The sequence below is a fragment of the Paenibacillus sp. J22P59 genome (genome assembly GCF_059383895.1).
The window spans coordinates 361,811-385,896 of record NZ_JBXENX010000005.1 but is presented as its reverse complement, the minus strand read 5'-3'; the positions used below and the strand labels follow the sequence as shown (position 1 = coordinate 385,896).

At 47.2% G+C, this 24,086-nt stretch carries 24 protein-coding genes; 14 read left to right on the top strand and 10 right to left on the bottom strand.

Annotated features, from left to right (window positions below):
- Positions 1-506 precede the first annotated feature (506 nt).
- The 4 genes from AC50YO_RS11455 (at position 507) to AC50YO_RS11440 (ending at position 4,549) form a co-directional block, all read left to right on the top strand.
- Positions 507-1,592, top strand: coding sequence for a lytic polysaccharide monooxygenase (locus AC50YO_RS11455; RefSeq protein ID WP_494846958.1), 1,086 nt, complete (start codon positions 507-509; stop codon positions 1,590-1,592).
- A gap of 152 nt (positions 1,593-1,744) precedes the next feature.
- Positions 1,745-3,109, top strand: a complete 1,365-nt coding sequence (locus AC50YO_RS11450; protein ID WP_494846957.1) for a lytic polysaccharide monooxygenase — start codon at positions 1,745-1,747, stop codon at positions 3,107-3,109.
- Between the two features lie 281 nt (positions 3,110-3,390).
- Entirely contained in the window at positions 3,391-4,116 is a 726-nt protein-coding gene (locus AC50YO_RS11445) for a ZIP family metal transporter (RefSeq protein WP_494846956.1), read from the top strand.
- Positions 4,117-4,201: 85 nt separating this feature from the next.
- Positions 4,202-4,549 carry a hypothetical protein gene (locus AC50YO_RS11440; protein WP_494846955.1) on the top strand — a complete coding sequence of 116 codons (348 nt, stop codon included), beginning with the start codon at positions 4,202-4,204 and terminating at the stop codon, positions 4,547-4,549.
- Between the two features lie 21 nt (positions 4,550-4,570).
- Here the strand turns inward: AC50YO_RS11440 and AC50YO_RS11435 are convergent, their stop codons facing one another.
- Positions 4,571-5,461 (bottom strand): LysR family transcriptional regulator, encoded by an 891-nt coding sequence (locus tag AC50YO_RS11435; RefSeq protein WP_494846984.1) that lies wholly within the window; start codon positions 5,459-5,461, stop codon positions 4,571-4,573.
- Between the two features lie 121 nt (positions 5,462-5,582).
- On the opposite strand from AC50YO_RS11435, the gene AC50YO_RS11430 reads away from it, so the two are divergent.
- Positions 5,583-6,659 (top strand): branched-chain amino acid aminotransferase, encoded by a 1,077-nt coding sequence (locus AC50YO_RS11430; RefSeq protein WP_494846954.1) that lies wholly within the window; start codon positions 5,583-5,585, stop codon positions 6,657-6,659.
- A 3-nt stretch (positions 6,660-6,662) separates the two neighbouring features.
- Here the strand turns inward: AC50YO_RS11430 and pdaA are convergent, their stop codons facing one another.
- Entirely contained in the window at positions 6,663-7,415 is a 753-nt protein-coding gene (pdaA, locus tag AC50YO_RS11425; protein ID WP_494846983.1) for a delta-lactam-biosynthetic de-N-acetylase, read from the bottom strand.
- Between the two features lie 185 nt (positions 7,416-7,600).
- On the opposite strand from pdaA, the gene AC50YO_RS11420 reads away from it, so the two are divergent.
- The 3 genes from AC50YO_RS11420 to AC50YO_RS11410 all read left to right on the top strand — a co-directional run bounded on the left by AC50YO_RS11420 (position 7,601) and on the right by AC50YO_RS11410 (position 10,656).
- Positions 7,601-8,053 (top strand): MarR family winged helix-turn-helix transcriptional regulator, encoded by a 453-nt coding sequence (locus AC50YO_RS11420; protein WP_494846953.1) that lies wholly within the window; start codon positions 7,601-7,603, stop codon positions 8,051-8,053.
- Between the two features lie 8 nt (positions 8,054-8,061).
- The gene (locus AC50YO_RS11415) at positions 8,062-9,255 is read left to right on the top strand and encodes an MFS transporter (protein ID WP_494846952.1); all 1,194 of its coding nucleotides are present in this window, start codon (positions 8,062-8,064) and stop codon (positions 9,253-9,255) included.
- Between the two features lie 114 nt (positions 9,256-9,369).
- Entirely contained in the window at positions 9,370-10,656 is a 1,287-nt protein-coding gene (locus tag AC50YO_RS11410) for a methyl-accepting chemotaxis protein (RefSeq protein WP_494846951.1), read from the top strand.
- Positions 10,657-10,713: 57 nt separating this feature from the next.
- On the opposite strand, the gene AC50YO_RS11405 is transcribed toward AC50YO_RS11410, so the two are convergent.
- Complete coding sequence (locus AC50YO_RS11405; RefSeq protein WP_494846950.1) at positions 10,714-10,911, bottom strand: hypothetical protein; 198 nt, start codon at positions 10,909-10,911, stop codon at positions 10,714-10,716.
- A gap of 140 nt (positions 10,912-11,051) precedes the next feature.
- Between AC50YO_RS11405 and AC50YO_RS11400 the strand changes: the two genes are divergently transcribed.
- The 4 genes from AC50YO_RS11400 (at position 11,052) to AC50YO_RS11385 (ending at position 14,774) form a co-directional block, all read left to right on the top strand.
- A complete protein-coding gene (locus tag AC50YO_RS11400) occupies positions 11,052-11,384 on the top strand; it encodes a helix-turn-helix domain-containing protein (protein ID WP_494846949.1) in 333 nt (110 codons plus the stop codon).
- Between the two features lie 503 nt (positions 11,385-11,887).
- Entirely contained in the window at positions 11,888-12,754 is an 867-nt protein-coding gene (locus AC50YO_RS11395) for a class I SAM-dependent methyltransferase (RefSeq protein ID WP_494846948.1), read from the top strand.
- Positions 12,754-13,500: an RluA family pseudouridine synthase gene (locus AC50YO_RS11390; RefSeq protein WP_494846947.1), complete on the top strand. Its 747-nt coding sequence runs from the start codon at positions 12,754-12,756 to the stop codon at positions 13,498-13,500. The genes AC50YO_RS11395 and AC50YO_RS11390 overlap by 1 nt, the downstream gene beginning before the upstream one ends.
- Positions 13,500-14,774 carry a CapA family protein gene (locus AC50YO_RS11385; protein ID WP_494846946.1) on the top strand — a complete coding sequence of 425 codons (1,275 nt, stop codon included), beginning with the start codon at positions 13,500-13,502 and terminating at the stop codon, positions 14,772-14,774. The genes AC50YO_RS11390 and AC50YO_RS11385 overlap by 1 nt, the downstream gene beginning before the upstream one ends.
- On the opposite strand, the gene AC50YO_RS11380 is transcribed toward AC50YO_RS11385, so the two are convergent.
- On the bottom strand, positions 14,775-15,179 hold the full coding sequence (locus AC50YO_RS11380) for a MarR family transcriptional regulator (RefSeq protein ID WP_494846945.1): 405 nt from the start codon (positions 15,177-15,179) through the stop codon (positions 14,775-14,777).
- Between the two features lie 227 nt (positions 15,180-15,406).
- Here AC50YO_RS11380 and AC50YO_RS11375 point away from each other — a divergent pair, with 227 nt between their 5' ends.
- Positions 15,407-15,574 carry a hypothetical protein gene (locus AC50YO_RS11375; protein ID WP_494846944.1) on the top strand — a complete coding sequence of 56 codons (168 nt, stop codon included), beginning with the start codon at positions 15,407-15,409 and terminating at the stop codon, positions 15,572-15,574.
- Here AC50YO_RS11375 and gyrA read toward each other — a convergent pair.
- Genes gyrA through AC50YO_RS11350 form a run of 5 tightly spaced genes read right to left on the bottom strand, consistent with a single transcriptional unit; the run spans position 15,555 to position 22,817 of the window.
- On the bottom strand, positions 15,555-18,014 hold the full coding sequence (gene gyrA / locus AC50YO_RS11370; protein ID WP_494846943.1) for a DNA gyrase subunit A: 2,460 nt from the start codon (positions 18,012-18,014) through the stop codon (positions 15,555-15,557). The genes AC50YO_RS11375 and gyrA overlap by 20 nt on opposite strands.
- Positions 18,015-18,024: 10 nt before the next feature.
- The gene (gene parE, locus AC50YO_RS11365; protein ID WP_494846942.1) at positions 18,025-19,995 is read right to left on the bottom strand and encodes a DNA topoisomerase IV subunit B; all 1,971 of its coding nucleotides are present in this window, start codon (positions 19,993-19,995) and stop codon (positions 18,025-18,027) included.
- Between the two features lie 54 nt (positions 19,996-20,049).
- Complete coding sequence (locus tag AC50YO_RS11360; protein WP_494846982.1) at positions 20,050-21,024, bottom strand: ABC transporter permease; 975 nt, start codon at positions 21,022-21,024, stop codon at positions 20,050-20,052.
- Complete coding sequence (locus AC50YO_RS11355; RefSeq protein WP_494846941.1) at positions 21,005-21,985, bottom strand: ABC transporter ATP-binding protein; 981 nt, start codon at positions 21,983-21,985, stop codon at positions 21,005-21,007. The genes AC50YO_RS11360 and AC50YO_RS11355 overlap by 20 nt, the downstream gene beginning before the upstream one ends.
- A gap of 28 nt (positions 21,986-22,013) precedes the next feature.
- On the bottom strand, positions 22,014-22,817 hold the full coding sequence (locus AC50YO_RS11350) for a GDSL-type esterase/lipase family protein (RefSeq protein ID WP_494846940.1): 804 nt from the start codon (positions 22,815-22,817) through the stop codon (positions 22,014-22,016).
- A gap of 194 nt (positions 22,818-23,011) precedes the next feature.
- Between AC50YO_RS11350 and AC50YO_RS11345 the strand changes: the two genes are divergently transcribed.
- Complete coding sequence (locus AC50YO_RS11345; protein ID WP_494846939.1) at positions 23,012-23,743, top strand: TylF/MycF family methyltransferase; 732 nt, start codon at positions 23,012-23,014, stop codon at positions 23,741-23,743.
- A 171-nt stretch (positions 23,744-23,914) separates the two neighbouring features.
- On the opposite strand, the gene AC50YO_RS11340 is transcribed toward AC50YO_RS11345, so the two are convergent.
- Positions 23,915-24,049, bottom strand: coding sequence for a hypothetical protein (locus AC50YO_RS11340; protein ID WP_494846938.1), 135 nt, complete (start codon positions 24,047-24,049; stop codon positions 23,915-23,917).
- Positions 24,050-24,086: the final 37 nt, after the last annotated feature.

Here is a 24,086-nt window from a genome sequence, read left to right as displayed (position 1 = left end):
AGTCACTTCCGCCTGGGGAGTGCTTCATCTATTCAATCACAGTCAATGAATTTCAGATTTACATGACACTAAGTGTCATAAATCACTCATATTTCTAACATCAATTTTGGATTATTGGCATAACCAAGTAAATTTATAAAACGATACCCATTAATAATTATTATTGATTTGTAAAAGTTCAAAAAAATATTATTTCACACAACTTTCATATTTTATAGTATTATATGGATTGACTCGAACAAGCCCATGATTTTCCTTAGAAGAACATGGCTAACTAGGTATATGGACTCATTCACTTGAGTTTATATAAAAACAAAAGATAGAAGGAGTGAGTATCTGGTAATAGGTAATTGGAACCGTTTCTGTTCACAACTTTACAGGGGAGGAAATGCGCACTATCATTTTTCTACAAGATTCGCAAAGTTAATTGATTAACATCGTTCGCACTGAATTAATTAAATTAATATTTGCCATGTAACACCCAAAATAAAGGAGGCTATTATTTTATGAATCAACTTCGTCTGAACAACCCAGCAATTTCGAAAACGCTTGCAGCAGTAGGTATGCTTATCGTAGCTGTACTTTGTATCCTTATGTTTTCCGAGAAAGCGCTTGCACATGGTTATGTTGAAGGTCCTGCAAGCCGTGCTGCACTTTGTAAAGCTGGCACTAACTCCGATTGCGGCGCTATCGTATACGAGCCGCAAAGCTTGGAAGCGCTTAAAGGTTTCCCTGCTGCTGGTCCTGCTGACGGCAAAATCGCAAGTGCTAGTGGAGCTTACCCTAAACTTGATGAGCAATCCGCTACTCGTTGGTCCAAAGTAAACATCACTGCTGGTCAAAACACTTTCAACTGGAAAATCACAGCTAACCATGCAACAACTAGCTGGAAATACTACATCACTAAACAAAACTGGAATCCTAACGCTGCTCTTACTCGTGATTCCTTTGACCTTACTCCTTTCTGCTCCGTTAACTACGGCGGTCAAAAACCACCTTCCAGCTACTCGGATACTTGTAACGTGCCTGCACGTTCTGGCTACCAAGTAATCTTGGCAGTATGGGAAATTAATGACACTGTAAACGCTTTCTACAATGTAATCGACGTTAACTTCGGTGGCGGTACTTCAACAGGTGATACGCAAGCGCCTACAGCTCCATCCGCTCTTGCATCTTCAGCTGTTACAGCTAACAGCGTTTCCCTTGCTTGGAATGCTTCTTCCGACAACGTTGCAGTAACTGGTTACCAAGTATTCAACGGCAGCAGCCTGGTTGCTACTGTAACTGGTACTAGCCACAATGTTACAGGTCTTGCAGCTTCCACAGCTTACAGCTTCTCCGTAAAAGCAATTGATGCAGCTGGCAACGTATCTGCAGCTAGCAATGTTGTATCCGTAACTACAACTGCTGGCAGCGGCGGCGGTACTGGTACTTGCACAGCAGCAGCATGGAGTGCAAGCGCAGCTTACACTGGCGGTTCCCAAGTTTCGCTTAACGGTACAGTTTACGAAGCAAAATGGTGGACTACGAACGAAAACCCTAGCACTAGCGGTGCATGGGGCGCTTGGAAAGTAGTCGGTACTTGCGCTTAATTCTTACCTACTAATTCGTACAACTAGTTATTGAACGACTGCATCTCCTTGGTAGAAGATCATGCTTCACTGAGGGGATGCAATTTCTACAAGCTACTCGCTCAAGTTCAAATTATTAATGCAACACACACACTAAAGGAGGCTATCATTTTATGAATCAACTTCGTCTGAACAACCCTTCCGTTTCGAAAACTCTTGCAGCATTCGGTATGCTTATCGTGGCTGTACTTTGTATTCTTATGTTTTCCGAGAAAGCGCTTGCACACGGTTATGTTGAAGGCCCTGCAAGCCGTGCAGCTCTTTGTAAAGCTGGCACTAACACAGATTGCGGCTCCATCGTTTATGAGCCACAAAGCTTGGAAGCGCTTAAAGGCTTCCCTGCTGCTGGTCCTGCTGACGGCAAAATCGCAAGTGCTGCCGGCGCATTCCCTAAGCTTGATGAGCAATCCGCTACTCGTTGGTCCAAAGTAAACATCGCTGCTGGACAAAACACATTCACTTGGAAAATCACAGCTAACCATGCAACAACTAGCTGGAAATACTACATCACTAAACAAAACTGGAATCCTAACGCTGCTCTTACTCGTGATTCCTTTGATCTTACTCCTTTCTGTTCTGTTAACTACAGCGGTCAAAAACCACCTTCCTCCTACTCGGATACTTGTAATGTACCTGCTCGTACAGGCTACCAAGTTATCTTGGCAGTATGGGAAATTAACGACACTGTAAACGCTTTCTACAATGTGATCGACGTTAACTTCGCTGGTAATCCAGTTGCTGACACGCAAGCGCCTACAGCTCCATCCGCTCTTGCATCTTCAGCTGTTACAGTTAACAGCGTTTCCCTTGCTTGGAATGCTTCCACAGACAACGTTGGCGTAACTGGTTACCAAGTATTCAACGGCAGCAACCTGGTTGCTACTGTAACTGGTACTAACCACACTGTTGCTGGTCTTGCAGCTAACACAGCTTACAGCTTCTCCGTTAAAGCAATTGATGCTGCTGGTAACGTATCCGCAGCTAGCAACGTTCTATCCGTAACGACAAGCGGTGCTCCTGCTGGTCCTGACACTGAAGCTCCATCAGCAGCTGTTGGCTTCCACGTTATGGACAAAACTTCCAACAGCGCTTGGTTGATGTGGGATCCAGCTACTGACAATGTTGGTGTAACTGGCTACCGCATTTACAACGGTACTACTCTTGTAGCTACTGTTCCTGGTACAGCTACTGATTACACAGTTACTGGCTTGACTGCTGAAACGCTTTACACTTTCTCTATCACTGCAATTGATGCTGCTGGCAACGTATCTGTAGCTAGCGAAGTAATGACAACTACTAAACCTGCAGCTACAACTTGCTCCGCAGCAGCTTGGAGCGCAAGCGCAGTTTACACTGGTACACAAAAAGTTTCCTATGAAGGCAACATCTACGAAGCAAAATGGTGGACTACAAACGAGAACCCTAGCACTAGCGGTGCATGGGGCGTATGGAAACTGATTGGTCCTTGCGGCGCTTAATCGTAACGAAATAATACATTCTATTCTATAACCCTCTTATTCATGCACGGATAAGAAAAAAAACACTCTCCTTCTGGAGAGTGTTTTTTTGTTATTCTCCAACAATTGCATCCATTTAAATCCTTCTTAAGCCCTTTTATCTTTCCCCTAGGCAAAACTTATAGCTGAGCCCAAATTTAAGGCGTAAGGCCAATATTAAGCATTCTTTTTCTATTGCTTGTACATATGCTAATACCATAGAGGTAATCACTTTGAATTCGGGGAAATACAGGAGGATTGTTATGGTAGCATTCGGAATCATTTTATGTGCATTATCGACAGGAATAGGTGCGCTTCCCGTCTTATTTCTGCGTCAAATTTCTCATCGCAAAATGGATATGCTCCTTGCTTTCACTGCGGGCATCATGGTCGCAGCCTCCACATACGGCCTTATTCCCGCTTCATTAAAGCTCTCCAATTTATTCATTCTGTGCTTCGGCGTCCTGCTGGGAGCATTCATCCTAAGTCTTTTGGAGCAATTCGTCCCTCATACCGATCTTCAGCATGCTATCCCTGGTGTCACCCTGCCGGCTGAATCGGTCATGGTCATTATGGCCATGGCATTGCATAATTTGCCGGAAGGCTTGTCCGTAGGAGCCAGCTACGCCAGCCAAACTGAGCATTTGGGCAGCGTTGTTGCCTTCTCCATTGGTTTGCAGAATGCACCTGAGGGCTTTCTTGTCGCCTTATTCCTCGTCAATCAAAACGTAAATCGACTGCTCGCCGTACTCATCGCTACCCTTACTGGCGCTATTGAAATCATTGCCAGCTTGCTTGGCTATCAGTTAGCCCAATATGCGATTCAATTCGTTCCGTATGGCTTAGCATTTGCAGCAGGGGCTATGCTCTTTATCGTATACAAAGAGCTTATCCCCGAAACCCACGGCCATGGCTATGAAAGAGCCGCCACCTTCTCTTTTCTTATGGGTCTGCTTGCTATGATTACGCTTGTGGAATGGTTTGAGTAAACTGTTTTGCATAGATGAAACACTTTTGGTTATCGTAAAGAAATCACCCTGCAACAATGACCCTACATCTGGAGGTAAAAAGTTCATGTATTACGTGTATAGCTTCGCATTGCTAGTTACAGGATTATTAGGCGTCAATATCATCTTCTCGTATCAAAGTCAGCATATTGACCCGCAGCTATGGGCTACAGTCAAGTTCCAATTGCTAATGCTCCCTTTATTCCTGCTGATCAATCTATGCATCGGCTACGGTATTAAATTTGGCTATAAAGCAGTTGGAACACTTTCCTATGTACTGCTCGCATCCAAAGGTCTTGAGCTGTTTATTTCATTATTAATGGGGTTTCTGTTCCTGAAAGAAACAGCCAGCTGGAAAACTTGGCTAGGGCTGTCCATTATTCTTATTGGATTCGCAGTAGCCAAAAGCAAATAAAAGGAAACAGCCTTCGCCTGCCTATTCCTTAAATAACTGAATAAATTGCTGGGCGCTCTTAGACAAATAACGATCCTTGAGCCATACAATCCCTACTTCGGACTGAAAATCAGCATCGGCAATAGTCAGCATCTTAATGGTTGCCAGCGGGAAGGATGCCATTACAGACTTCGGGAATACCGTCGCGCCAATCCCCGCCGCTACAAGTGCCATAATGATTGCAACACTGGAGCATTCACAAATGACCTTCGGCTCGAAGCCATGCGCTCGCGCTTCTATCATCACCTGATCATGCATTCCTGTCGTCTTATCCGTCTTTAATGTAAGAAACGGCAAATTCGCCAGCTCGCTCATATTCATCGTTTCCTTATCCTTGTCCTCGACCCAACTAGAGGGAAGAACAGCAACGAAGGGATCGGAGGGCAAGTTCAGCACACTGAAGGGCTGCATATCGCTTGACGATTCGAAGGGAAGCCTCGCGACAATCAACTCTATGCTGCGCCTCTCTAGCTGGTTTCCCAGCAGAAAATGATCGCCTTCCATTATTTTAAAAGTGACTTGCGGGTACAGCTGACGATATTGCTCGATACGCGGTGGCAGCAAGGAAATGCAAGAGACGACAGAACCTAGCGCCAGAGTACCTTGAATACCTCCATCCAGCTCCTTTACTTCCATTAAAGTCTCATTGAATTGGTACAATAGCTGCTCAGCCTTTTCACGCAGCAGCTCGCCTGCATGGGTAAGGGTAAGCCCCTTGCCGCTTCTATCAAATAAGGTAACATTCAGCTCCTGCTCCATCAGCTTCAACTGGCGGCTAAGGGGAGGCTGCTCCATGTTCAGAACTTTGGCAGCTTTCGTTATCTGACCTTCATTCGCAATCGCCAAAAAATACCGCAGCTGACGTATATCGATAGTATTCTCTCCTCCCATACCCTTATGGTATGCTTATCCCATAAAACAGATATTATTAATATACCGCGTCTAATGTTACGATTCAATTAACTATACCGAATACAGGGAGATGCTAACCGTTATGAAGCCGACAATCGAGATACAATTAACCTCCTCCAAAAAACAAAAGCCGGACGGAGACAAGCTAGGATTCGGAAAATATTATACTGACCATATGTTCATTATGGATTATGATGCAGGCCAAGGCTGGCATGACCCTCGCATTATTCCTTATCAGCCTATCTCTTTAGATCCTGCTGCAAAAGTATTTCATTATGGACAGACTGTTTTCGAAGGGCTCAAAGCCTATTTAACCTCCGATGGGAAAATTCGATTATTCCGTCCGGAGAAAAATTTCCAGAGACTAAATCGCTCTAATGAACGCCTAAGCATTCCTCATCTAGACGAAGAGGTGGCGCTTGAAGCTCTTAAGCAGCTCATCTATACGGATCGCGACTGGATTCCTGCTGAAGAAGGAACCTCACTCTATATTCGTCCATTCATTATCGCGACAGAAGCGGCATTAGGCGTTGCGCCTTCCTTGCAATATAAATTTATGATCTTGCTGTCTCCGGTTGGCTCCTATTACTCGGAAGGCATCCACCCTGTCAAAATCTATGTAGAATCAGAATATGTGCGTGCCGTTAAAGGCGGCGTAGGCAACGCAAAAACCGCCGGCAATTATGCGGCGGGCTTGAAAGCACAAGAGGAAGCGACCAAGCTTGGCAGTACTCAGGTGCTATGGCTTGATGGCGTCTATCGGAAATATATCGAAGAGGTTGGCAGCATGAATGTCTTCTTCAATATTCAAGGAACAATCGTAACCCCATCGCTCAATGGCAGCATTTTGGACGGGATTACACGGGACTCCATCATTCAATTGCTGAAGCATTGGAATATTCCAGTAGAAGAAAGAATGCTCTCTATCGACGAACTAGTGGAAGCTCATAAGAATGGCCACCTCATTGAAGCATTTGGCACAGGAACCGCCGCCGTCATTTCTCCGATTGGTGAGCTTCTATGGCTAGGCACACCTCTATCCATTAATAACGGCGAGACAGGCGAGCTGTCCCGCAAGCTTTATGACACCCTTACAGGTATACAGACTGGTACGGTGCCAGATCCATTCGGTTGGACCGTCATCTTGGACGAGCAGTAATTTTTACTGCTCCCCCCCATACATCCTGGTTTCCATTTGGTCCAGACTTTTGAATTCATATCCTTGCCGGCGCGCTTCGTCAATTATGGCCCCAAGCGCTCCGGCATTATCTTTAGATACGGTATGCAGCAGAATAACTGCTCCGGGATGAAGCTGCTTAATGACCTGTTCATAAGCATAAGAAGTTCCTCGCTGCGCATTTACATCCCAGTCCTTATACGCAACTGACCAGAATACATTCGTATAGCCGGATTCTTTGCTGACAGCTAGCACCTGATCACTGAATATTCCTCTAGGAGGTCTCAGATAGGACATCTCCTGCCGTCCCGTAAGCAAGCTGACCTGCTCCTTCACCTTCTCCAGCTCTGCCTGAATTTGCCCGGCTTGAAGCTGGGTCATATCCGGATGACTCCATGAGTGATTACCAACCAAATGCCCCTCTTCCGCCATTCGCTTTACTAATTGCGGCTGATCCTTCACATAGTGTCCCGTAACGAAAAAAACAGCCGGAACCTGCTTTTCCTTGAGTACATCAAGCACTTTCGTTGTATATCCGTTCTCATAGCCGTTATCGAAGGTCATATATAGCTCTTTTTTTGTCGTATCCCCCAGAAATACAGCCCCATGCTTCATCACGATATCCTTGAAGCCCTCTTCATTAATGGAAGGAAGCTGACCGTTGTTGCTCTTCTTGAAACCAAAATGAAAGACCCCGCCCTGCGCGAATGCAGAATTTTGTATAAGCAGCAAAGCCATTGCCGCTAGCCATAGCGTATGTACCATTATTTTTTTCTGTTTCATTCTTCTAATCCCCTTTTAGCATGATTTCGCCTAGTTTCCCCTAAATTTCAGCCAATATGAATCCTATTTTACCCTTGACAATAAAAGTTGCTTTACATATAGTTGTTATAACAACTAATTAGATGGGATGTGAACCTATTATGCATAAAAAAGGCTTGGATCATTCCTTAGGCTTCTTAATTGGAATTGCCCATCGCAAGATGACACAGCTTTTCCTGATGCGAATCAAGAGCTATGATCTAACTCCGGAACAATGGTCTGTGCTTTATCGTGTAAGAGAAAGAGACGGCTTAATTCAGAAGGAGCTTGCCCAGCGATCTGGCAAGGACAAGCCCACTACAACGCGGATACTAGATACACTTGAAGCAAAGGGCTTTGTAAGGAAACAAGCTGGCATCCATGACCGCCGATCCTTCCATGTCTTCATTACTGAACAAGGAAAGCAAATTGCCGATGAGATCGAGCCTATTGAATTTAGTACGGTGGAGGATATCGCAGAAACGATGAGTGAAGAGGAATATGAAACAATTCTACAATTGCTTCACCGAATCAATAGTACGGCAACAGACTTAATTGAGAAACAGAAGGAGTAATGACAACCATGCACGGACAACAAGAGAAACTCTGGACGAAATCCTTTATTATTTTATCCCTCAGCTATTTGCTTTTATTTCTAAGCTTGCAAATGCTGCTATCGCCATTTCCTGCTTACGCCAAAGAGCAATTTCACCCCGGCGACTTTACGCTCAGCCTAGTAACCAGCCTATTCGCTTTTGCAGCGATAGCGACTCGCTTCGCTACTGCTGCCTTGCTGCGCAGCATTCATCGCAATACGATTCTTTTTTGCGGGATCGCTCTTGCTGCGGTAGCCACGCTGCTCTATCCATCCGCAGGCTCTATGACCCAGCTTTTGCTTCTGCGTGTCGCCTTTGGTATCGGCTTCGGCATGACGAGCACCGTACTTCCTACACTTGTCTCTCAAATTATTCCTCATAAGCGCCTCGGCGAAGGGATCGGCTACTTCGGCTTATCGACAAGTATCGCCATGTCAATTGGACCGATGATCGGCTTGTCCGTCATCAAAGAATATGGCTTCACCACTCTATCCACCATTGGTACTATTGCTGCCGCCATGATTATTCCGTTGCTCATTGCGACCCGCAGCATTCCGCCGCAACCTGTAAGAGCTGCACAGCCATCTGCAGCTAAGGTGAACCAGCCTAAAGCTTCCATCGGGCGATTAATGCTTCCCGCCGCCTTGAACACTTTAATGTCCGTAACTTATGGCGGGATTTTAGGATTCCTTGCCCTATTCGGGCAGGAGAAGCATTTGGATCAAATCGGATTGTTTTTCTTATTCATTGCCTTTACCGTCTTGGTCATCCGTCCAATTTCCGGGCGAATATTTGACCGGATGGGTCCATTCCCTGTGCTTGTTCCCGGCGCACTTGCCGTTATAGCTAGCTTATTAATCCTCTCTTACGCTAATACTCTTCCGCTTGTGCTGATATCCGCTCTGCTTTATGGCCTTGGCTTTGGAGCTATACAGCCTACGACCCAAGCGTGGATGCTGCGTAATAGCGCGCCTGAGCAGCATAGTATGGTGAATAGCCTCTATTATAATTCCATTGACTTGGGGGTAGCCGCGGGCTCCATGCTCCTAGGCGTTATTGCTTCCATGACAAGTTACTCGATTATGTATCGTTATGCCGCTGGTGTAATGGTTCTCTTCATGGGCATTTATTTGGTTAGTGTCTTATTCGGCAGCAGACGCAAGCGCGCTTCTTCTATTTAAGAGGAAGAATCAGGATTATTACTCCAATAGATCAGGGCATTCCCCGAATTACAGATTAAGATAAATGAGTTATACTGGATGAAATATAATCTGTTATTCGGAGGCCTTAAGCTTATGAGAACCTACAAATTCAGTCTTGTCAAAAAGATCGTAACCGGCATAACAACCGTATCCACCGTTACTTTCGGTACCAGCGCCTTCTTTATATTTGTATTGAAGGATATGACAACCGATTATATGCCAGAATGGGCATTCGTTACAGGTACGCTTATGTTGGGCGTTTTTTGGACAGCCTTCCTGGGTTGGATCGCCGCCAGATTGCTGATCAAGCCGCTCGCCCAGATGACCGCAGCAGCAGAACAAGCATCTGCTGGCAATCTTCAAACCGTTATTGTCCCAAGCAAATCAGATGATGAATTACGGGCACTCAGCCTCTCGTTCAGTATGATGATGGAGCATTTGAACGGAGTCGTCAATGGAATTTCCACCTCACACAAAGAAACAGATTCGCATGCGGTAGAGCTTAGCCAAGCGATTGGCCATGCGGCTCATCATATTGAATCTATTACCCTAACCTCCGAACAAATCGCCGACGGCGCGGAGCAGCAATCCGAATCTACTAGACGACTATTCGAATCCGTTGAGCAGATGAATATAGCTTCTGATACGATTGATAAAGAAGCTGATGCGGCAAGAACGTTAACGAATGAGATGGTCGACACTATGGCTAAGAATGCCCTGACTATTCAGGCTCTGGTGGATGGCATTCAATCCGTGGCAGGAGCTAGCGAGCAATCAGCTGCCATGATGCAGCGCCTTAACGAGCAAGCAGAACAAATCAATGGAGTCTCTGCCCTAGTCGGAGAAATCGCTGATCAGACCCACTTGCTTGCCCTCAATGCTTCCATTGAGGCTGCTCGTGCCGGCGAGCATGGCAATGGCTTTGCCGTTGTTGCCGGACAAGTGAAGAAACTGGCTGAGCAGAGCAATGGTGCCGTGCAATCCATTAAAGAGTTGATTCAACATATTCAGAGTGAGATGAACGTTGCCTCGCAGCAGATCACCCAGCAAGCTAAGGCGGCAAGACAAGAATCCCGCAGCGGTGAAGCAGCATCAGTAGCACTAAATGCAATGATCGGCACCGCCGGAGAAGTATCCAGCTCCTTCGAGCATATTGCGTCTCTGCTATCGGATCAGGTTGATCAGGTTCAGCTGACATTACAGGAAGCCAAGCAGATTGCAACCGTTGCCCATTCTATACATTCCGGAGCTAAAGAAGTTTTTGCTTCTACACAGGAACAGACGGCACTTATGCAAGAAATTGCAGCTGCCTCTGACTTCCTTCGGAAGCAATCTGCAACTCTCCGCAATCAAATTGCTTTTTTCGATAAAAGTGCCTAATTCATTTACATAAAAAAGAGTTGGCGCAGAATTATTCTGCACCAACTCTTTTTTTGCTTACTTCTGCTCGTATTGCTCCAGCCTGTATGTATAACCGCAAAACTTGCATTTGAATAATACGCCATTCTCCCCAACGATGAAGCCGAGCCGGTCATCATCCTCTATTTCAATGAACTCCCTGCCGCTTTCATCCCTATCCCCTGTAGCAAAAAACGCTGTTTTGTTGCCGCATTCGCATTCAAAAGCCATAACCATTCTTATCTTCCTCATTTCTTCTTTAAATTTGAGATAACGCTTGACAATGATACATTTTGTATCATAAATTACTAATAGCGGGTTAATATCCTATCTCTTGGGTGCCCGCTGTTCATTACGAATGTTAGGAGCCACTACTAATGACGATGGGAGAACGCTTGAAAGAACTTCGTATTCAGCGAAGCTTATCACAAGAAGCTGTTGCCCGCACAATCGGAATTACACGATCCGCCTACAGCCATTATGAGATTAACAACCGTCAGCCTGTGTACGAGACGCTAAGCAAGCTTGCTGCGTTCTTCCAGGTATCGACCGATTTCATTATTGACGGTGGTGACAGGAGAACGATAGAACCAAGCGTTACCGCCGAGACGCTGGAGATCCTCCGATTGCTCAGCAGCATGGATCAAGACAAGCGCAAGGAATCGATTGACAAAATGATGAGCATCATCAAAGAGGAAGAAGCAGAATAACCGCTCCCTTGCAATATGTGCCAACTAGAGCAAACGGCTGCTATTCATCTGCCCCTGCAAGACAAGCAGTAGTGGTATAAACTCTCTATGTGGATGATGAGCGCAATTGCTTGTTGCAAACGCTACCACCTTTACCTTGCGGTTTTTGCCGGCTTTCTATCAGTATAATAATAGCATCTGCCAATAAGAAAGTAATGCATTACCGCTCGGAAAGCGAGTGATTCACATGGCAATTCCCCCAATGATAACCAACCATTACCCTCTAATGGTAGTCAACCTATAAGACCTTTTGCTGATACCCGCTAAAGCAGCATCCTCATCAGCAATTTTCTTCCTTTTACTTATGCAACCTGCGACTTCCACCTTCTTGGGCAAGCTTACTCCCCATTATTTCACGAAATTTCTGCACCTTCATTGCTTCCACTTGTTTGCTTAGATATAATAATCGTTGACCTTATCATAATACAAAACTAAATTATACACCAAGGAAGGATTTCGATTACATGTATGTAGCAGATAAATGGACCGATTACGAGCTCCTCGACACGGGAGCCGGAGATAAGCTGGAGCGCTGGGGGGCCCATGTGCTTCGCAGGCCTGACCCGCAAATCATCTGGCCGATCGCCAAAGAAAACGCGCAATGGAAACAAGCGGACGGACATTATCTCCGCAGCTCCTCTGGCGGTGGCCAGTGGCAATTCAAGCCGGAATTGCCTGAGAGATGGACCATTTCCTATGGAGAGCTCAAGTTCCATATCAAGCCAACAAACTTCAAGCATACCGGCCTTTTTCCGGAGCAAGCTGTCAATTGGAGCTGGATGATGGACAAGATCCGCTCAGCAGACCGCCCAATTCGGGTTCTTAATCTCTTCGCCTACTCAGGTGGTGCAACTGTAGCCGCTGCTGCTGCAGGCGCTGAGGTCGTACATGTGGACGCTGCAAAAGGCATGGTGCAATGGGCGAAGGAGAATGCTCAATTGTCGGGCCTAGAGAATGCGCCGATTCGTTATATTACCGATGACGTATTCAAGTTTGTACAGCGCGAGCAACGCCGCGGCCGCCAGTATGATGCGATCATTATGGACCCTCCTTCTTATGGACGAGGCCCTAATGGTGAAACGTGGAAGCTGGAAGAGAATCTTTATCCGTTCTTGGAGTTCTGTACGACCATTCTCTCGGACAATCCGTTATTCCTGCTGATTAATTCTTATACAACGGGACTTTCACCTTCTGTCCTGCATAACCTTCTTCATATGACAATGGGACGGAAATTCGGCGGCGAGATTAATTGTGGCGAGATTGGGCTTCCAATTACAGAATCTGGCCTTAATCTGCCATGCGGAATTCTCGGACGCTGGGAGTCGGAATAATGACTAACTCTCACGAGAGTGGCTCTGCCATACCCGTGCTGTATGAGGATAACCATGTGCTCGCTGTCATTAAGCCACCGGGAATTCCTTCGCAAGAGGACGAAACCGGTGCTCCTGACATGCTAACCCTGCTCAAGCAAGATTTAAAAGAGCGACATAATAAGCCGGGGAACGTTTTCCTCGGTCTTGTTCATCGGCTGGACCGCCCAGTCGGAGGCGCTATGCTATTCGCCAAGACATCCAAAGCCGCTTCCCGGCTCTCTGAGGCTGTCCGCAGCCGTTCCTTCGGCAAAACCTACATGTGTGTCGTTCACGGACGTCCGGCCGCCTTACAAGACCGATTGCATCATTATATTCGCAAAGATTCTAAGCGCAATCAGGTTACCGTATTTAATAAGCCTGCCGCTGATGCGAAAGAGGCTATCCTTGAGTATGACGTCATTGCACAAGCCGGAGGATATTCCTTGGTAGCTGTGTTGCTGCATACAGGCAGGTCTCATCAAATTCGTGCACAGCTGTCTCATATTGGCTGCCCGCTAGTCGCGGATCGTAAATATGGAGCCCCTGCGACTGCTTCCGTATCTGATATCGCGCTGTGGTCAACATCCATCACTGTTATGCATCCCACAACAAGAGAACCACTATGCTTTCGGTCCGTGCCTTATGGATCGCCTGCATGGTCCTGGTGGACCAATCAACAGCTAGAGGAAGCTGCAAATTTCTTCATAAAGGACGTCATGCCTTAATGCGCAATAAGCGTAAACGCAAAAAAATGATTTCTTTTTCTTTTGCTCTCCTGCTGCTCATAGCTGGTGGGTTGCTGTTCATCATCATCTCGACTATGACGGACAATGGGCGGAATATAAAGGATGTGCTTATGCAAGAAGCTACGCCTGCCCCTACTGAGACTCCTGTATCTACGCCTGAGCCCCCACCACCTACCCCCTCGCCCCCACAGTATACGGAGGCTGTATGGATGGTAGCAGGAGACATCATGATGCATAAGCCCCAGGTCCCTGGAGCTTATGACGAAGAAAAGAAGCAATACCAGTTCGATCCCTTCTTCGCTGAAGTAAAGCCAATACTTGCTGAAGGAGATTGGGTCTTGGGCAATTTGGAGACCCCCGTTGCAGGTCCTAAATATGGTTTTACAGGCTACCCTAGCTTCAATGCTCCGGTTGAACTGCTGGACGCCCTCAAAAATGCAGGCTTTAATATATTGACCAATGCCAACAATCATTCACTCGATAAAGGTGCAAAGGCACTATTAATTACACTGAACAACTTGAAGGAGCGCCAATTCGGAATTAAAGGAACCGCCTCCTCCCAGGAAGAAGCAGATAAACCAACCATCATTGAACGCAATGGGATCAAAATGGGGCTGCTCGCTTACACCTATGGCACGAACGGCATTCCATTGCCAAAAAATAAGCCTTATATCGTGTCACTAATTGATGAGCAGAAGATGATCGAGGACATTCAAAAAACAAAACAGGCTGGGGCAGATTTCATTACGGTAGCCCTCCACTTCGGTACGGAATACCAAACGGAGCCGAATGAGGAGCAAAAAAAACTAGCGCGGAAGCTTATTGCTGAAGGTGCAGATATTATCGCCGGCTCCCATCCGCATGTCGTCCAGCCTTATGAGGTGCTGGAGACGACCGGCGAAGATGGGCATGCAAGACAAGGACTTATTATCTATTCATTAGGAAATTTCATCTCGAATCAACGTGAAGATACAAAAGACTACGGCGTTATTTTTAAAGTACTCATTCGTAAAAATCAATCTGACGGAACAATTGAACTGGCCGATATCGAGTCGATCCCTACTTGGGTCCATCGCTATAAGCCAGATCATAACTATCGTTATCGGGTCTTGCCCGTCGAACAAACGCTTGCTTCTGCGACAGACAGCTTGCTTACCCGAGCCGACTACGAATCGCTAAAAACGCATCTTGCCATTCTTCGCAGCCGACTTGATTCGATGGCTACTCAGACAACAGAAACGACTACACCCTGATCAAGCGTTAGCTACTTTGCCTAACAAATAGACAAGCAGCTGCTGATTATGGGCAGAAATACGGTCCAGCGCCTCGCCGATCAGCTTCGATCGGATCTCTCCTCCGCGCTGGGCTTCTTCTTTGCCCTTTTCCGATACCGATATCCAAACGATTCGCCGATCATTATCATCCCTTGTACGAATAATCAATGAATTGCGCTCCATACGATCCAACAGCGTCGTAATAGCTGCCGGCGTAGTCGCCAAATAGACCAGCAAATCAGAGGGCTTCATCGGCTCATGCTTCAGCAGAATATCAAGGACATTCAATTGCCCCTCCGTTAATGGTGCCAATCCTTCTTCAAGACCCATCTTCCACTCTCTTGTCATCTTCGTCCATAGTCGAGTAAATTCTTCAGATATCATCCCGCACACGCCTCCTGTCCAGTTTCTCTATTAACCTAATTATACCATTGGCTAATGTCGAATAAAAGGTTAACCCAATTAATAATTTGAGTCATTAAACGATATAATCTCGAACGTTTTGACAAAAGTAGACATACAATAACATAGGCATCTTCCCTATTCGTCGGATCTCAGCGGAAATTATGCATCAACAATCAACTACAAGCCGGACATGAAGGAGTGACCCCATGGAGGATCATAAAGCTGAAATAATCCGTAAAATAAAAGCGTATGGCATCATAAAAGACCCACAATGGCTTGACCGCCCGGATGAGCTGGTACCATTGTGGGTCATACTTGACGCGATGATTCAATTAATTGAACGCCTGGACCCGCCTAATCGCCCTTTTGATTAATTAAGCTGGGGCGGATCATGAACGACGTAATAACATCATTCTTCTCTACAGGAACAAGCAGCTTGCCAATGGATTTGCGATCCTCAATTGGTGCCTTCTCCGTAGAGGCTATGTGCTGGGCTCCTGCTGCCGTAAGAGCTAAAATTTCCAGCTCTTCCTTGCAATATAACGCTGCAACAAGAGCAGCACCGTTCGGTTTCACACGCTTGCCTTCCTTGAACTCGAACGTCTGCACACCCTTGCCGCCTCTACCTTGTACAGGATAATCAAGCAGCAGTGTCCGTTTGGCGTAACCAATATCCGTCACAACGAGCACTTCGCCTTCGTCGTCAGCCACCCACTCTGCGGCGACAAGCTCGTCGTCTTCTTTCAGTTGAATGCCGCGAACACCAGCCGCTACGCGTCCCATGGCATTAACTTCAGTCTCCAGGAAACGTATGCTCATACCGAGCTTGCTGACTAGCAGCAGCTGCTTTGTGCCATCGCTTAAGGAGACCCGGATAATCTCATCCCCCTCAGCCACCTTGCTGGCTGCAATGGCGGTTGAACGAGTCGTCATATAATCCTTTAATTCCGTCCGCTTAACTTGGCCGCGCTTCGTAACAAAGACAAGAGATGCATCCTTCATATTGAAATCCTTGATCGGAATAATGCTGACAATGGCGTCATCCTTCGGTATCGGCACAATATTAACGATAGCTGTCCCATTATCCTTCCATTTGAACTCAGGAACCTGATGAACAGGAAGCATATAATATTGCCCTTTGCGCGTAAAGATCAGCAAATTGTCTATGGTATTGACTTCATAGAGCCCTTTTAAGACGTCGCCCTCTTTAACTCCCGTCGTCTGCAAATCGCCGCCTGAACGAGTGAAGGACAGCATGCTGGTCCGTTTAATATATCCCTCATGGCTTAGAGTAACGAGTACATCCTCGGGTGTCACCAGCACTTCTAAGTTCACCTTCAGCTCTTCAACCTCGCCGCGAATATCAGAACGCCGATCAACGCCGTATTTATCACGAATTTCAATCAGCTCATCCTTAATAACGCTTATGAGCTTCTTCTCGCTGCTTAGAATCGAACGGAAATAAGCAATCTTCTTCATCATTTCCTTGAGTTCTTTCTCAAGCGAAGTAATCTCCAGATTCGTCAGCCTGTACAGCTGTAAGGTCAAGATCGCATCGGCTTGCCGTTCTGAGAAGCCGAATTTCTCTACGAGGTTAGATTGAGCATCAGCACGATTCTTGGACGCTTTAATCGTAGCAATAACCTCATCCAGCAAATTAAGTGCTTTGACAAGCCCTTCTACAACATGCGCACGATCCTCTGCCTTCTCAAGCTCATACTTCGTTCTATGCGTTACGACTTCCTTCTGGTGATCAATATAGGCACCCAGCATTTGCTTGATGCCAAGCTGCTGAGGCGCTTTATTGACAATGGCGACCATATTGAAGTTATAAGTAACCTGCAGGTCGGTTTTTTTGAGCAAATAGGCCAATATTCCGTTCGCATCGGCTTCCTTCTTGAGCTCTACAACAATGCGCATTCCGTTCCGGCCGCTCTCGTCCCGGACCTCTGCAATCCCTTCGACCTTTTTCTCCAGGCGAATATTTTCCATTGCGGTTACAAGACGGGATTTCACGACTTGATATGGAATTTCTGTGATCGTAATTTGCTGGCGGCCGCCGCGCATATCTTCAATCGCTACCTTGGAGCGAATATAGATACGGCCTTTGCCTGTTGCATAAGCATCCCGTATCCCTTCCTCGCCCATGATAATGCCGCCTGTCGGAAAATCTGGGCCTTTTACGATCGTCATCAATTGCTCGAGCGGAAGCTCTGGCTGCCCCATATACGCAATACAAGCGTCTATAACCTCTCGCAGGTTATGAGGCGGAATCTCCGTGGCAAAGCCGGCTGAGATGCCGCTGGTCCCGTTCACGAGCAGATTGGGATACCTCGACGGCAGCACAACCGGCTCCTTCGTCGTATTATCGAAATTATCCTTGAATAGAACCGTACGCTTATCAATATCGCGCAGCAGCTCCATTGCTATAGGAGACAAGCGAGCCTCTGTGTACCGCATAGCTGCTGGAGGATCATCGTCCATCGAGCCCCAGTTGCCATGGCCATCAACAAGCACATGTCCCATTTTCCAAGGCTGCGCCATACGGGCCATCCCCTCATAGATCGATGAATCGCCATGAGGATGATAGTTACCCATTACATCGCCGACTGTTTTGGCCGATTTGCGGTATGGCTTGTCCGGCGTATTGTTTGAATCGTACATTGCGTACAAAATACGGCGCTGTACCGGCTTCAAGCCGTCGCGCACGTCTGGAATTGCCCGGTCTTGAATAATATATTTAGAATACCGTCCGAAGCGGTCACCTACGACCTCTTCCAGAAACGCCGGTAAAAACTGTTCGAGCATGCCCATACGATACCTCCTATTCTACATACTCCGTAAAGTCTACATTTTCCAAAATCCAGCGCTTGCGCGGATCAACTTTGTCGCCCATTAGCGCTGATACGCGGCGCTCGGCTTTGGCTGCATCCTCAATCTGCACTTGAAGCAGCGTTCTTGACTCCGGATTCATCGTCGTGTCCCACAGTTGATCCGGGTTCATCTCGCCAAGCCCTTTATAACGCTGGAGCTCGAAGTTTTTGCCGAATTCCTTCAAATAATTCTGCAATTGATCGTCTGTCCAAGCATAACGCACGGTGACGAGCTTGCCTGATTTGCGCGTAATCTTATATAACGGCGGTTGCGCGATATAGACGCGCCCGGTGTCAATCAATGGCTTCATATACCGATAGAAGAACGTTAGCAGCAGCACTTGAATATGTGCGCCATCGGTATCCGCATCGGTCATAATAATAATCTTATTGTAATTGCATTCCTCAGAATCGAATTCAGGTCCAACACCCGCACCGATAGCAGCAATAATGGCTTTGTACTCATCATTCTTCAAGATGTCGAGCAGCTTGGCCTTCTCCGGATTCATCGGCTTACCCTTAAGCGGCAGAATCGCTTGATGCTTCGAATCCCGTCCTTGCTTGGCTGAACCGCCCGCCGAATCCCCTTCGACGATGAACAGCTCATTGCGCATATGATCCTTGGACTGTGCCGGTGTCAGCTTGCCGTTCAGATTGGAGCTCTCGCTCTTTTTCTTGCCGCTGCGAATTTCTTCACGAGCTTTCCGCGCCGCTTCTCTTGCCCTCGATGCTTGCAATGCTTTTTTGAGCAGCATCTGAGCTACCTGCGGATTCTCTTCCAGGAACACCTGCATTTTCTCCGACACAACAGCATCCACTGCGCTGCGCGCTGACGAACTGCCGAGCTGATCCTTCGTCTGACCAACGAATTCCACCTCGGACATTTTGATATTAATGACAGCCATCATGCCCTCACGCAGATCATTGCCTTCCAGGTTCTTGTCCTTCTCCTTGAGCATTGCAGCCTTGCGGGCATAATCATTCATGACGCGAGTATAAGCCGTCTTGAAGCCCGTCTCATGCGTGCCACCGCCCCTTGTTGGAATCGAGTTGACAAAAGAAGCCAGCGTCTCGGTATAGCCATCATTATACTGTAAGGCGACCTCAACCTCGATCTCATCACGCTCGCCTGCAAAGTGAATAACCTCATGAAGGACTGTCTTGTCTTCATTCAGGAACTGAACGAATTGACGCGCTCCGCCTTCGTAATGGAATACATCCTCTTTACTGGTCCGATCATCCTTGATCGTTACCTTCAAGCCTGAGTTCAAGAATGCGATCTCCTGCAGACGCTCTGCAAGTGTGTCATAATTCAACGCTATTCCGTTTTGGAAGACGCGAATATCAGGCTTGAAGGTAACCTTCGTGCCCGAGCGATTCGTAGATCCTGTCACGACAAGGCCCGTTACCGGTTCCCCGACATGCTCCTTGCCATTCTCATCCACCCAATATTCAAAGCGCTGCTTATGTATTTTGCTATCACGAAAAATTTCCACTTCCAGCCATTCAGACAAAGCATTCGTTACAGAAGCGCCTACCCCGTGCAGACCTCCTGATTTTTTGTAGCCCCCGCCGCCAAACTTGCCGCCAGCATGCAAAATTGTAAATACAACCTGAGGCGTAGGAATGCCCGTCTTATGCATGCCTGTAGGAATGCCCCGACCATTATCATAAATGGTTATTGAACCATTCTTATGTAAAGTGACCTCAATCGCGGAGCAGAACTTCGCCAAGTGCTCGTCCACCGCGTTATCAACAATTTCCCATACGAGATGATGCAAGCCTGAGCTGCTCGTGCTGCCAATATACATCCCGGGCCGTTTGCGGACCGCCGTCAGGCCTTCCAGAACTTGTATATCATCGGCCTCATAATTACGATCAACGGCCGCTGTGTTCGCCATTCTATCTATTTGCTCTGCCATAGGGTCCCCTTTCTAGGTAAATCCGACTTCGCTTTTGCGTATCTTCAAGCTATTTTAATTCAAGATGTCCTGTTTAGTAAAGACAAGAAAGGAAATGACAAGGGCAGCAAGCGCCCAAATCGCAAGCACGGCAAGGGAAAATAAAAACGTCATCCCTTCAATTGGCGGAGGCGTTCCGTCCAAATAGCCGGTCAATTTCAGGTTCACGGAGAATAAATATTTGGCGCTGTACCAGGAGGAAGACATGTTGGACAGAATCGACCCTGTAATGACAGCTGCCATCATCGTAACGATGCTTGCTGCCGTGCTTCGGACGAGCACGGATACCATAAAGGCAAGAGCAGCGACTGTCATCGCCGATACCCACACCAGTCCCGCTTGCATAAGCAGGTACAAGCCGTAAGGCACCGCATGAACGCTGCTGCTGTCAACATCAGACCCATTTATGGCAAAGCCGGTAAAGACCGGCATGGCCCAGCCTCCATAACCAAAAAACAAGCCTGACAAGCCATAGCATAACAGCTCTGTAACGATAATGACCAATGAAACGTACAGCATTAAGGCAATAAGCTTGCTTAACAGCACCCTCCATCGCCTGACCGGCTTAGTCAGCAGCATCTTGATCGTTCCAGTGGAGCGTTCTCCCGATACCAGATCAGAGCCAATTGCCAGGACCAGCAGAGGGATGAAAAGCGTGACCGCGTTATCCATGAAGGTCCGCGTAAAGGTTACGCCACTGGGCTGGCTTGGATTAATATCATGATCCAAATAATATTGCAATTGCTGAACCATTACACGCCTGGAGCGCTTCCACTCCTCTGGTATTCGGTCGCTGGACAGCGTATTCTGGATATCGGTCATACGCTGCAGAGTTTGGTTGCGCCAATCCTTAAATTTCTCCGCGTTGTTCTGTACAACCTTTAATTCGGCGTAAGTAAATATCGGGATGAGGATAAGCAGAATGAATACGATAACGAAAAATCGTTTCTTTTTCCATATTTTCAGCGTCTCATTCTGGATCAAGGGCATTGTTATTTTCACGTTGCGTTCCCTCCGTCATGTTCAGAAACAGCTCCTCCAGCGTCGGTGCTACCTTATGCACGTCATAGATGCTTACTCCATGCTCTACAAGCCTCTTCACGACCCGCGGTATTATATCTTGGGGCATTGTAGTGACAATAGCGCCTGGCAAGCTCGCAAGCAAAGCTTCGTCAAGCTGATGGCTGTCGCTTGCAATTACGGCAAGCTGCTGCTCCTCAGCAAATAGCTGGAGCGCCAGCTCTGGCTGATCCAGCTGCCATAGCACATAGGAGCCAGCTTGCTTCACCAGCTCTTCAACCTCGCCAACGGCAATAACTCTGCCTTCGTTAATAATAGCGACGCGGTCGCACATAAGCTGTATTTCACTAAGCAGATGGCTAGAAATAAACAAGCTTAGCCCTTCCGCTGCAAGCGTGCGGACAAAGGCTCGCAATTCCTTAATTCCTTTGGGATCAAGGCCATTCGTCGGCTCATCAAGGATCAGAAGCTTAGGCTTGCCTAGCAGCGCTTGCGCAATGCCTAGCCGCTGCCTCATCCCAAGCGAATACGTCTTCACTTTATCTTGAATTCTCTCTTCCAGCCGAACGATGCGAACGACCTCTTGAATCCGTATATCGGTGATGCCGCCTAGCATTCTCCCGAAATAAGCGAGATTATCCCAGCCGCTGAGATAAGGGTAAGCCTCCGGATTCTCAACGATGCAGCCAACTTGTCGAAGCGCCTTCTCCGGCTCACGCCGCATAGCATATCCTCCAACAACAACCTCGCCGGCAGTCGGTTTAATCAGATCGACCAGCATCCGAATCGTCGTCGTTTTGCCAGAGCCATTCGGACCTAAGAAGCCGAATATTTCACCAGCGTAGACCTCGAAGCTGATGTCTTTGATAATGGGAACACCCTTTATACTTTTGTGCAGACGATGGACCGATAGTACTGTTGACGTAGTCATGGATTCCCATTACGCTCCTTTATGCCATTCATAACGATTGCAGAATACGCGCCGCTATCGCTTTATAGCCTTCATGATTAGGATGAAAATGATCCGAGGACAAATAATTCAAGGCTTGCTCCTCGAACAAATCAAAGGTTGGAATCATCTTGCTATTCGGATAGCTTTGCAGCATCTCATAGGCCTGCTTGTTCCACTCCTGTACCTCAAGGCTGCCCTCCTTCAGCTCCTCCAGATCATAGAAGGGGTTATAAAGGCCGACATATATCATTTGGGCCTTGGGATTAATCTGATTCAGCTCCTCAAAGACCAGCTTCAATCGCTGCAGACCCTCGGGAAGATCCTCCAAAAGCGCCGACATCGTTATACCGGGCTCCCCCGCTTTCCTGCTATTCATAGCGAACTGAAACAGGTCATTGCCCCCAATGGTTAACAGAATGAGATTGGCCTCGGCCAATACACGTCGAGTTGATTGCTCGCTCTGGAGCTTATCGACCAGCTCATCTGCCCGCAGCCCATTGATTGCCAGATTGTTCATCAGCCTAACGGGCCTGTTCTTTCGCTGCTCCAGCCCGCTCACAACCTGCCTGACATACCCTCCCCCGCTTGCATCCCCAGTCCCTTTCGTCAAAGAATCTCCGATAGCGACAATGCGAAGCTCGCCAGTCTCTTGTTGCGGCTGTGTGTTGTGGGACGGAGCTGGCAGAGCCTGCTCCATTGCTGTCGCGGGAAACAGCATATCGTAAGCCGCATATGCGAAGCCAGCCATTAACAATCCCGTTGACAACAACGAAATACAACCGATTGTGAGCCACAATCTATAGGATGACATTGCCCTTCCCTCAACTTTCGTTGGTGTGCCGAGCAATAAGCTTCGGTAAACATAAGCTTTTCCGTAATTTGCATTTTGTAAGCCTTTTAAGCAAAAATATTGCGCAAATGCCATTACGCACACACCATCACAAGCAACGAATAATATATTGCTCTCAGGAGTTTGTAGGACAGATTAGGGGAGGACGTTGAGCAATGGCGTTTGAATTAGCAAAGGAGCTTTATTTGGAGCTGCTCAAAAAAACGATTTTGTATGAAATATGGCTGGAGCATGAGGGAGGGCAGGCCTCCGTTGTAAATCGCCAGCAAGGATTGGATTGGCCCTTGATTGCCCACAGCATGATTGGCAGAATTCGCATGAATCAGTTGCATCTTGCAGTGGATACCGTACTCAATGAGAATATTCCCGGGGATTTCATCGAAACAGGCGTATGGAGGGGCGGTGCGTGCATTTTCATGCGCGGGGTTCTAAAAGCGAATAACGTCACAGATCGAAAAGTATATGTGGCAGATTCGTTCCAAGGCCTGCCAGCACCGGATCCGAAATATCCGATCGACCAGACCTCGACCTTTCATACCGAGGATTTCCTGCGAGTATCACAGGAACAGGTAAGCCAGAACTTCAGCAAATATGACCTGCTTGATTCGCAAGTCATCTTCTTGAAGGGTTGGTTCAAAGATACGCTGCCTGCCGCACCGATTCAACAAATCGCTATTGCCCGGCTGGATGGCGATATGTATTCTTCAACGATGGATGCCCTAACCAACCTTTATCCCAAAATATCCATAGGCGGTTTTGTTATCATCGACGATTATTCGATTGGCTATTGTGCAGCCGCGGTTCATGATTATCGGGCTCTGCATCAAATTACCGAGCCGATCATCCCTATTGATATTACAGGCGTTTATTGGCGGAAAACGAAATGAAGACCTAGCACAGGAATCAACAAGAGGTTGCCCTAAAAGCAAATAAGGATCTACCTCCAACGACCAAAACAAATAGAATGGAATGGCGCAGACAATTCCCCTGCTCCATTCCATTCTTTGCTTTCTCCATACTTCACTAATCCATCCTCAGCTGCGGGTGCACTACTAACTTCACAAATCAATCCTCAGTTGCGTACGCACCACTAACTTCACTAATCCATCCTCAGTTACGTACGCACCACTAACTTCACTCTTCCGTGAGGCTATCCTCACCCCTACTGCATGCTCTACTTGCTCCATGATCATTCTATGAGGCCAGCCTCACCGCTCAGGAGCCCAACTT